At 35.9% G+C, this 10,278-nt stretch carries 10 protein-coding genes and 1 tRNA gene; 4 read left to right on the top strand and 7 right to left on the bottom strand.

Annotated elements, in window-relative coordinates; translation table 11 throughout:
- Nucleotides 1-205: 205 nt before the first annotated feature.
- A tRNA-Arg gene (locus tag J0871_RS12240) sits at nt 206-282 on the bottom strand.
- A gap of 291 nt (nt 283-573) precedes the next feature.
- On the opposite strand from J0871_RS12240, the gene J0871_RS12235 reads away from it, so the two are divergent.
- The 4 genes from J0871_RS12235 to J0871_RS12220 all read left to right on the top strand — a co-directional run bounded on the left by J0871_RS12235 (nt 574) and on the right by J0871_RS12220 (nt 4,617).
- On the top strand, nt 574-1,290 hold the full coding sequence (locus tag J0871_RS12235) for a glycosyltransferase family 2 protein (RefSeq protein ID WP_208225620.1): 717 nt from the start codon (nt 574-576) through the stop codon (nt 1,288-1,290).
- A complete protein-coding gene (locus tag J0871_RS12230; RefSeq protein WP_208225618.1) occupies nt 1,283-1,912 on the top strand; it encodes a lipid-A-disaccharide synthase N-terminal domain-containing protein in 630 nt (209 codons plus the stop codon). Before J0871_RS12235 ends, J0871_RS12230 begins: the two co-directional genes overlap by 8 nt.
- The gene (locus J0871_RS12225) at nt 1,896-3,518 is read left to right on the top strand and encodes a glycosyltransferase family 39 protein (protein ID WP_208225616.1); all 1,623 of its coding nucleotides are present in this window, start codon (nt 1,896-1,898) and stop codon (nt 3,516-3,518) included. The genes J0871_RS12230 and J0871_RS12225 overlap by 17 nt, the downstream gene beginning before the upstream one ends.
- Nucleotides 3,519-3,645: 127 nt before the next feature.
- Nucleotides 3,646-4,617, top strand: a complete 972-nt coding sequence (locus J0871_RS12220) for a type I phosphomannose isomerase catalytic subunit (RefSeq protein WP_208225614.1) — start codon at nt 3,646-3,648, stop codon at nt 4,615-4,617.
- 126 nt (nt 4,618-4,743) lie between these two features.
- Here the strand turns inward: J0871_RS12220 and mgrA are convergent, their stop codons facing one another.
- The 6 genes from mgrA to deoC are packed head-to-tail and all read right to left on the bottom strand — an operon-like array spanning nt 4,744 to nt 10,178.
- On the bottom strand, nt 4,744-5,742 hold the full coding sequence (gene mgrA, locus J0871_RS12215; protein WP_208225612.1) for an L-glyceraldehyde 3-phosphate reductase: 999 nt from the start codon (nt 5,740-5,742) through the stop codon (nt 4,744-4,746).
- 17 nt (nt 5,743-5,759) lie between these two features.
- The gene (locus tag J0871_RS12210; RefSeq protein ID WP_208225610.1) at nt 5,760-7,100 is read right to left on the bottom strand and encodes a Gfo/Idh/MocA family oxidoreductase; all 1,341 of its coding nucleotides are present in this window, start codon (nt 7,098-7,100) and stop codon (nt 5,760-5,762) included.
- Nucleotides 7,101-7,111: 11 nt separating this feature from the next.
- The gene (locus J0871_RS12205) at nt 7,112-7,876 is read right to left on the bottom strand and encodes a DUF1080 domain-containing protein (protein ID WP_208225608.1); all 765 of its coding nucleotides are present in this window, start codon (nt 7,874-7,876) and stop codon (nt 7,112-7,114) included.
- A gap of 21 nt (nt 7,877-7,897) precedes the next feature.
- The gene (locus J0871_RS12200) at nt 7,898-8,779 is read right to left on the bottom strand and encodes a serine hydrolase (RefSeq protein ID WP_208225606.1); all 882 of its coding nucleotides are present in this window, start codon (nt 8,777-8,779) and stop codon (nt 7,898-7,900) included.
- 48 nt (nt 8,780-8,827) lie between these two features.
- Nucleotides 8,828-9,526 (bottom strand): purine-nucleoside phosphorylase, encoded by a 699-nt coding sequence (gene deoD, locus J0871_RS12195; protein WP_208225604.1) that lies wholly within the window; start codon nt 9,524-9,526, stop codon nt 8,828-8,830.
- Between the two features lies 1 nt (nt 9,527).
- Nucleotides 9,528-10,178, bottom strand: coding sequence for a deoxyribose-phosphate aldolase (gene deoC / locus J0871_RS12190; RefSeq protein WP_208225602.1), 651 nt, complete (start codon nt 10,176-10,178; stop codon nt 9,528-9,530).
- Nucleotides 10,179-10,278 lie beyond the last annotated feature (100 nt).

Below are 10,278 nucleotides of genomic sequence, written 5' to 3'. Positions count from 1 at the left end.
AGCAGAATCCTTTAATGCAAAGATAAAAGCCTTTAGGGCTCAGTTTAGAGGAGTGAAAAATGTAGAATTCTTCTTATATAGATTAACCACAATTTTTGCTTAAACACAACAATTAGGCTTGATCCATTTTTATTAATTCAAATCTACAGAATAGGAAATAAAAAAACCGTAAAGACTTAAAATTAAGTTTTACGGTTTTACAAAGTGGTGAGCCCGATAGGATTCGAACCTATGACCGCCTCCTTAGAAGGGAGGTGCTCTATCCAGCTGAGCTACGAGCCCCTTTTTTGCGGTTGCAAATATAAGCCTCTTTCCAAATAAAACAAGCTTTTTTTATTTAAAAATTTATTTTTTTCTTCAACTTGATTTTATGGGAATTTTAATCTGTTTTTAACTTAATTTTTAAATTGAAAGTTTTTCTCAATTATATCCTTAATTTTGCCCCGGTAAATTTTTTAAAAAATTCCTTTGATAACATTGAAATACTTTTTGCTCCAAAATTCAACGCCTGTTAACCAGATATTTAGGTTTAGTAAATTTACCTCAATTCTTAATAAAGCCTGTTAATTGTTTATGGAGTTTCAATTCACCATTATTGTTCCGGTTTATAACGAAATTGAAAGTTTACCCAGGCTTTTTGATTTTTTGCAGAATTACCTTAAATCGGCTTCACTCAAATCCTGTGTTTTACTGGTAGACGATGGCTCTGGTGACGGCAGCGCTTCGGCTATAGAAAAATTCTGTTTAGATCACAAGGATTTTAATTGTTTGTTATTCGACAAAAATTATGGGAAAGGCGCGGCATTAAAAGCCGCTTTCGATCATACTAAAACGCCATTGCTTGGTTACCTGGATGCCGATCTACAAACGCATCCCGAAGATTTTGAATTACTTCTGCCATATATTAATGATTTTGGTTTGGTTACCGGCTGGCGTAAGAATAGAAAAGATACCCTTGTAAAACGTATTTCTTCCAAAACCGGAAATGCCGTACGCATATTTTTTACGCACGATAATATTCACGATACCGGCTGCCCGCTTAAGATAATGCATACCGAATATGCTAAGAAAATTCCTATGTTTAAAGGTTTACAGCGTTTTTTACCGGCTATGATATTATTGCAGCAAAAGGAAATAAAAGAGGTGGTTATTAATCATTATCCAAGAATTGAAGGCGAATCTAAATACAATTTCAAAAATAGGTTTCTGGGGCCTTTGGTAGATTGTTTTGCTTATGTTTGGATTAAAAAATCTTATATAGATTATAGCATAAAAGCGAAACATGGATAATTCGCTGCTTATTTATGTAATTGGCTTTACCGCGCAAATCCTTTTTTCATCAAGGATGATTATGCAATGGATACTTTCTGAAAAACAAAAGAAAGTGCTTACTCCAATACTTTTTTGGGAATTAAGTTTACTGGCTTCTTTTTTACTTTTTATTTACGGCTATTTTAGAGATGACTTTGCGATTATGCTGGGCCAAACGCTAACGTATTTTATTTATATAAGAAACTTACATTTCCAGGGACAATGGAAAAAGCTTCCCTATTTAATACGATTTATAATCCTTGTTTTTCCTGCTATTGTAGTTATTTACAGCTTTTTTAATAACGAATATAATCTTCAAAAGTTATTTCTGAATGAAGCCATTCCGTTGTGGTTACTTTCTCTTGGAATTATAGCGCAGGTTGTTTTCACCTTACGTTTTTTATACCAATGGTTATATTCAGAAAAACAGAAGAAATCCTGTTTACCGCTTGGATTTTGGTGGTTAAGCCTGGTAGGTTCTTCGTTAATTTTAATTTATGCAGTCTTTAGAAAAGATCCCGTTTTGCTTATTGGGCATTTGTTTGGCGCCATAATGTATATTAGAAATATTATAATTCACCATAATGAAATTAGAGAATAAATATCTTCTGCTACTCATTTTTGCAGCAATAGCCGTGTTTTTTATAAACCTGGATGCGATTTATATCAACATTATGGAGGCGCGTAATTTTATTACTGCCCGGGAAATGCTGAATGATAATAACTGGGTATTCACCACGATGAATGCGGAGCCGCGTTATGAAAAACCACCTTTACCAACCTGGTTAACGGCAATTTCAATGTCGGTTTTTGGAATGGAAGGACTTTTTGGCTTGCGACTTCCTTCAGCAATTATGGGATTAATTTTAGTAGTTTTTATCTACAAATTACTACTTAAAATCACCAAAAATATAGAATTGTCTTTTGTGGCCGGTTTAATTGCTACTACCTCATTTTATATTGTTTTTTCCAGCAGGGACGGGCAGTGGGATATTTATACCCATAGTTTTATGATACTGGCTATCTTTTGGCTTTACAAACTCTATAATTCAACTAAAAACTGGTATTTGTATGCTTTAATTAGCGGATTGTTTATTGGTTGTTCTATTCTTAGCAAAGGTCCCGTTTCACTTTATGCATTATTTCTTCCGTTTTTAATTGCTTACGGAATTATTTACAAATTTGATGGCACAAAGGCACGGTGGAAGGCCCTGACTCTTTTAATTTTAGTGGCCTTAATTTCTGGCGGTTGGTGGAACCTCTATGTTTATTTATTTGATACTCGTGCAGTTGCCGAAATTACCAGCCAGGAGACGGGGAGATGGTTAAATTACAACGTGAGGCCGTTTTATTATTACTGGAGCTTTTTTATTCAAAGTGGTTTATGGACCATTCCATCTTTTGTGGCCTTGCTTTATCCTTATTTAAAAGATAGGGTTAGCAATAAAAAAGCTTATAAATTCACGCTTCTCTGGACGCTAGCTTCAGTTTTCTTACTTTCAGTAATTCCGGAGAAAAAATCACGTTATCTATTGCCGGTTCTTATTCCTATGGCAATGAATACAGCATTTTATATTGAATTTCTTTTTAATCATTTTAAAAGCTTAAAGACCAAAGAAGCTGCGGTAATTTATTTTCATTTTGGCATTTTCGCCATTGTAGGCTGTGTTTTTCCCATTGCTGCATATTTCTATTTTGAATCTTTTCTGCAGGATATTCTTGTTTGGTATATTTTGAGTTCAATTTTCTTATTTATCATTGGGGCTTTAATGTTTAGGTTTTTAATACTGAAAAAAATAAAACCACTTTTCTATTTAAGCATATTCTTCCTGGTAAGTATTGTATGGTTTGGTTTACCAATGGCCAGTAAAATCAATGTAAACAAAGATTATAATAGCATTGTAAATATTAACAGGCATCTCAAAGAATATAATGCACCTGTTTATGAAATTAATGATTTTGCGCCAGAAATGATTTGGGAATACGGAAAACCAATTCCGGTTTTAAATAAGAATGGTGAGATTAAAATCCCTTCAGAAGATAAATTTTTGATTTTATCTGATGGGAAATATAATCTGGATAGTTTACAGAATATTTTTAGAAACTACAGCACGAAAAAAATTGATAGCGTAGATATGAATCCTGTAAGCAGCAAGCACAAACAACGACTGTACAGGGATTTATTCCTCGTTGAAAAAGAAAATTAAAAATAAAAATCAGCCGTATTTTTAGAGAAGCCTAAAACTTTTCAAATCTTGTTAAAATGAGACGCTACCAATTTTTTAACATGCTAATATTTGATTATATTGGAGCGTTTTTAAAACTAACCAAATAATGCTTGACTATCCAATAAAATTTTTCCCCATTTTAAAAGAAAAAATATGGGGTGGAGAAAAACTAAAAACAATTCTAAATAAAGAAACCAACCGGGACGACCTGGGCGAAAGCTGGGAAATTTCTGGTGTAGAAGGAGCTATATCTGTAGTTTCTAACGGTGACCTTAAAGGGTTTTCCCTAAAGGACCTTTTAAAGGAATACAAAGAAGAAATTGTAGGTAAGAAAATCTATAAAGAATTTGATGCCGATTTTCCTTTGCTTATAAAATTTATAGACGCCAATACAGAACTTTCTGTACAATTACATCCTAATGATGAGCTTGCGCAGCAACGCCATAATTCTTTCGGAAAAACCGAAATGTGGTATATTATGCAGGCCGATGAAGGCGCGAAAATCAACATTGGGTTTAAAGAAAGTGTTTCTAAAGAAGATTATATTACCCGTTTAGAAGAAGGAAAAATTGTTGAATTACTCAATTTTGAAGAAGTAAAAAAAGGCGATAGTTTCTTTATAAATACCGGAAAAGTACACGCGATAGGAGCTGGGGTGCTTTTAGCTGAAATCCAGCAAACCTCAGATGTTACTTATAGAATTTACGATTGGGACCGGACTGACGATGAAGGAAATTCCCGTGAACTGCATACCGCATTAGCCATTGATGCTATTGATTTTGAAAAGAAAGACGATTTTAAGCTGAACTACGAAAAAACAAAAAACAAATCTTCTGAAGTTGCCAGTTGCCAGTATTTCACTACAAATTACTTAGCTGTAGAGGGAGAAATCACAAAAGATTACAGCAACTTAGATTCGTTTGTGATCTATATGTGCGTTAGCGGGAATGGCGAAGTTTCAGTAAATGGAAATTCTGAAAAAATCGCTCAGGGAGAAACGTTACTAATCCCGGCCTCGAATAAAGAAGTTAAGCTTTCAGCTGAAAATTGTGAACTTTTAGAGGTTTATATTAAATAAAAAAATAGGCTGTCTAAATCGCGTTTTACTATCGTCATACTGATCTTGTTTCAGGATCTATGTTGTTAGAAGTTGAAACAAGTTCTTCCTGACAGAAATATGCGTTTTAAACAGCCTATCTTAACCCTACTTATTTTTTAAAATTTCTTCTATTTTTTCCAATTCAATTTTATTGAATTCAAGGTTTTCAATGGCTTTAATATTATCTTCTAATTGAGAAACCTTACTCGCACCAACCAAAACGGAAGTGACGCGTTTATCTTTTAATAACCAGGCCACGGCCATTTGTGCTAAACTTTGATTCCTGGATTGAGCGATTTCATTTAGCGCCTGCACTTTTTTTACCACTTCAGGTGTAATTTGCGACTCATCTAAGTAACTGCCCTGGGTTGCCGCTCTACTGTCTTTTGGAATTCCGTTTAAATATTTATCGGTTAAAATTCCCTGTTCTAATGGTGAAAAAACGATGCTGCCAATCCCTTCGTGTTCCAGTGTATTTAATAAACCATTTTCAACCCAGCGATCCATCATATTATATCTTGGTTGATGAATTAGGAAAGGTGTTTTCTGCGCTCTAAGAATTTCAGCTGCCCTGGCAGTATCTTTAGATGAATATTGGGAAATACCCACGTAAAGTGCTTTTCCCTGTCTTACAATCTGGTCTAAAGCACCCATAGTTTCTTCTAAAGGTGTATCAGGATCTGGGCGGTGGTGATAGAAGATATCTACATAATCCAGTCCCATTCTTTGTAACGATTGATCTAAACTGGCAATAAGGTATTTTCTGGATCCAAAATTACCATAAGGTCCCGGCCACATATCCCAACCGGCTTTGGTAGAAATAAGCAATTCATCACGGTATTGCTTAAAATCTTCGGCAAAAATCTTCCCGAAATTCTTCTCGGCCGAACCATAAGGTGGCCCGTAATTATTGGCAAGATCAAAATGGGTAATACCATTATTAAATGCTGTTCTTAAAATGTTTCTTGCATTTTCAAAATCATCATTATCTCCGAAATTATGCCATAAACCCAGCGAGAGTAAGGGAAGTTTAATTCCGCTTTTTCCGCAGCGACGGTATTGCATCTTTTCGTATCGATTCTCGTTAGCTATATATTTACTCATTGAAATTAATTTTAGTTCTAAATTTTAGGAAGCTCCCAACCATTATGGTAATTTGCTTTTAGCAGTTTATTAGCTTCATTATCATCAAACCTTTCTTTGTTTGCATCCCAATACAGTTTTTTTCCTGTTTTGTATGCAATATTTCCCATATGGGCATTAATAGCGGCGATGCTCCCTGTTTCAATCCCGCAATTTAATTTTGAAGAATCATTGGTAGTTATGGCTTCAACAAAATTAGCCGCATGTTTTTCCAGCGCATTTTCTTCAGGTTTTTGCAATGCTATTTCTTCAACTTTCGGAACAAATTTTCCATCAATATTGTCTCCTTCAGGAATTATCTCCCAGCCATCTCTATTTACCACCAACGTTCCGTTATTTCCTATAAAAGCAATGCCTTCATTTCTACCATAATTTCCACCGTCAATTCCAACGGCATGCTCCCATAGTAAATTGAAATTTTCAAACTCATATACTGTTTGTAGCGTATCGGGAGTTTCAGCGGCATCATTGGGGTAAGCAAGTTTTCCGCCAGAAGCTAAAACAGATTTTGGTGCTTTAGCATTCATTGCATAAAGTGCAATATCAATTTCGTGCACACCCCAATCGGTCATAAGTCCGCCAGCATAATCCCAAAACCAACGAAAAGTAAAATGGAACCGGTTTTCGTTAAAAGGTCTTTCAGGCGCAGGACCCAACCACATTTTATAATCTACACCCGGTGGAGGAGTACTGTTAGTTTTATGTGGAAGTCTGTCTTTCCAGCCTATATAAGCCCAACATTTCACCAACCGAATATTCCCGAGTTTTCCCGATTTCACATAATTTATAGCATCGTCATAATGCGTCCCGCTGCGTTGCCATTGGCCTACCTGTACAATTTTATTATACTTTTTGGCGGCCTTAAGCATGGTATTGCATTCTTCAATACTATTTGCAAGCGGTTTTTCAACATAAACGTGTTTTCCGGCTTCCAGAGCGTGAACCAAATTCAAACAATGCCAATGGTCTGGTGTGCCAATTATTACCGCATCAATATCTTTGTTTTCCAGCATTTGGCGGTAATCTTGGTACTGTTTTGGCGCTTTTCCGGTTATATCCTTTATATTTTTAGTTCTCTCATCTAAAACACCCTGGTCTATATCTGCCAGGGCAACGCAGGTTACATTGGGTAATTTAAGGTGAGCCTGCATATTAGACCATCCCATTCCTTTACAGCCAATTACTCCAAAATTAATTTTGTCTTTTGTACCAAAACCCTGAAAACCTGAAAATGGATTGGCCAATAAGGATCCTGATAAACTTAAACCGGCAGTAGCCAGGGTAGTTTGCTGCAAAAATTGTCTTCTTGAATTCTTCATTTTATAACAGATTAATTCAATTCCCTAACCCAGATATTTCTGAAACTCACTGGATTTCCATGATCTTGCAAATGAATAGGAAGTTTTTCGTCGTGTTTAGTATAATTAGGTATGCCAATATATTCGGTTGGGCCTCTTAATTCGTAATTGTTTTGAACCAACACCCCGTTATGAAGCACGGTAAGTTTTGCCGGACGCAATAACATGCCATTTTCATTAAATCTGGGCGCAGTAAAAATAATGTCGTAACTATTCCATTTGCCGGGTGCTTTTGTTGCATTTACTAGTGGTGGGGATTGCTTATAAATACTGGCGGCCTGGCCGTTGGTATAGGTTTCATTTTCATAAGAATCCAGAATCTGTACTTCATATTTCTCCATAATAATTACACCACTGTTCCCACGGCCCTGTCCGTCGCCTTTAACTTCTGAAGGCGAACGCCATTCTAAATGTAATTGCATATCTCCAAAATTCTCTTTTGTTTTTATTCCACCGGTTCCCGGTTTTACGGTTAACACATCTCCTTCTATATTCCAGGTGGGTTCAGAACCATCTTTTTCGTTTACAAAAGCTGAGAGATCTGAGCCATCAAACAATATTATTGCATCAGAAGGTGCGGTAGTAGTAGATTCTCCGGCTTGAATTTTAGGCGGTACCGGTTCGTAAAACTCTGTGGCTTCAGGTGGTAAATCGATGTTTTTTTCCTGGGCAAAAGCAGGTAATGAAGCAATTATTAAAGTACCTGCCAATAAACTTAATTTTAAAGATATTCTCATTTTGAAATTTTTAGTTGGAAATTATTTAACATATTCGTAAATCATTTTTGAAACATGGGTAAGCATTTTGGTACCGGCATCCATATCTTCCATATTTTTTGAAAGTAGAACCAATACATATTTTTTTCCGTCGGGTAATTCTATAAGGGCTGAATCGTGGTGCACTCCGGTAATCCAACCGGTTTTATTTGCAATTTTTAAATTTTTAGGAAGCAAATGCGGAATAAGATCGGTATGTTTTTGTTGGCGCAAAATATTCAGCATTTTTTCGTCGGCTTCAGGATTTACTGCATTTCCGGTAGCGAGAGCTTCAAAAATCAGCATTAAATCGTAAGCGGTGGTAGAATTGCTTAACCCGGCTTCGTAGGCTTTCATATCCTCTACACCACGAAGCACATTAATATTTTTCGCACCCAGGTTTCGCATTGTTTTGTTTACATTTTTAGCATCAACCAACTCAATTATAATATTAGTAGCCAAATTGCTGCTATAGATAATCATATCGGTTACCAGGTCTTCAATACTTCTTTTCTGGCCAATTTGTTCATAGAGATGTTCCCCGCTGTCCCGACCAAGCTCGAGTGAATAAGAGCTACCATCTAAGATACTTTTAAATTGATTTTTGACAATCAGGGAATCCTGGAGAGCGAATTTTCCCGCTGAAGCTTGTTTAAAAACCTCTATCATTACCGGGGTTTTCATCGTGCTGGCGGCGTGAAAATCTTCGTGATGATTTATATAAATACTGTTTTTTTCTTCGGAAAGATCTTTAAAAGCAATAGCAAAATCACCTTGCGTGGTTTTAAAAATAGAATCAATATTATGCTGAAGTTCTTCAGTAGAAGTTTGTGCATTGCTTATAAAACAAGCAAAAAGGAAAAGAATGGCGGGGAAAAACTTCATTAGTTTCGAAATTACTTTCCGAATTTAATGAAATTTCCCTAAACACACTTAAATACTGCCCAAAGCGATTTTTACCATTCGGCTAAAACTCTGCTCCCGGTCTTTTGCGGGTAAATGTTCCCCCGTAACCAGCGAGTCAGAAATCGTCAAAACCGAAAGGGCCTGTACTTTATGTTTGGCGGCTACGCTGTAGAGTCCGGCGGTTTCCATTTCTACACACAAAACGCCATAATCTGCCCACTTTTTATAATTCTGGTCGCTTTCTTCATAAAAAACATCAGAAGAAAGTACATTCCCGGCTCTGAATTTTATATTATGGTTTTCAGCAAAATTTACGGCTTTCATAAATAAATCAAAATCTACAGTAGGAGCATAGTCGGCGTGCTGAAATTTCGCCTTATTAAAACCTGAATTTGAAGAAGCAGCCATAGCTAAAACAACTTCATTTACTTTTAAATCTTTCTGATAAGAACCGGCAGAACCTACACGAATAAGCTTCTTAGCACCATATTCAGTAATTAATTCAGTGCAATAAATCAATGCCGAAGGAATCCCCATTCCGGTAGCCTGCACCGAAACTTTTTTGCCCTGATAAGTACCGGTATAACCCAGCATTCCTCGGACTTCGTTATAACAAACTGCATTTTCCAGGAAGTTTTCTGCAATCCATTTTGCTCTTAAAGGATCTCCCGGTAATAAAACGTTTTCTGCTATTTCTCCCTTTTTTGCCTGTATATGTACGCTCATTCTATTTTTTATCTGAAGTTAAAAGCTTAATTCCTGAAGAAGTTCCCAACCTGGAAACACCTAATTCAATATATTCAATAGCAGTTTCTCTATCTTTAATTCCGCCAGAAGCTTTTATTTGCATTTTATCCCCTGCGATTTCTTTCATCAATTTCACATCTTCAAAAGTAGCCCCACCGCTTCCAAACCCCGTAGAAGTTTTTACAAAATCGGCATTTGCCTTTAAAGCAGCTTGACAGGCAACTTTCTTTTCGGCATCGGTTAAAAAGCAGGTTTCAATAATAACCTTAAGTACTTTAGAACCAATGGCTTTTTTAATTTCGGTAATTTCGTTTTCTATATATTCAATTTTTTCGGCCTTAAGCATTCCAATATTTATTACCATATCAATTTCATCGGCACCAAGTTCAATAGCATCTTTAGCTTCAAAAACTTTGGCTTTGGTGGTCATTGCTCCTAAAGGAAAACCTATTACTGCTGCTATTTTTACAGTAGAGCCTTCTAAAGACGATTTCGCTAATTGAATATAAGAAGGAGAAACGCAAATTGCATAAAACTGGTGATCTACTGCCTCTTTACATAACTTTTCTATATCTGCCGGCGTGGCGGTTGGCTTCAATAAAGTATGATCTATATATTGGTTGAGTTGCATAAAATGTATTTAATCTTTACAAAGCTAAAACTTTCTAACAGATCTAATTTATGATAATTCTCAGGTTTTTGATATTGTACTGGTTTTAGGAATTTAACAT

This window comes from Salegentibacter sp. BDJ18, from assembly GCF_017579965.1.
Lineage (GTDB): Bacteria > Bacteroidota > Bacteroidia > Flavobacteriales > Flavobacteriaceae > Salegentibacter.
Note: the sequence above shows the minus strand (reverse complement) of the source record. Positions and strands in the feature narration are given on the sequence as shown.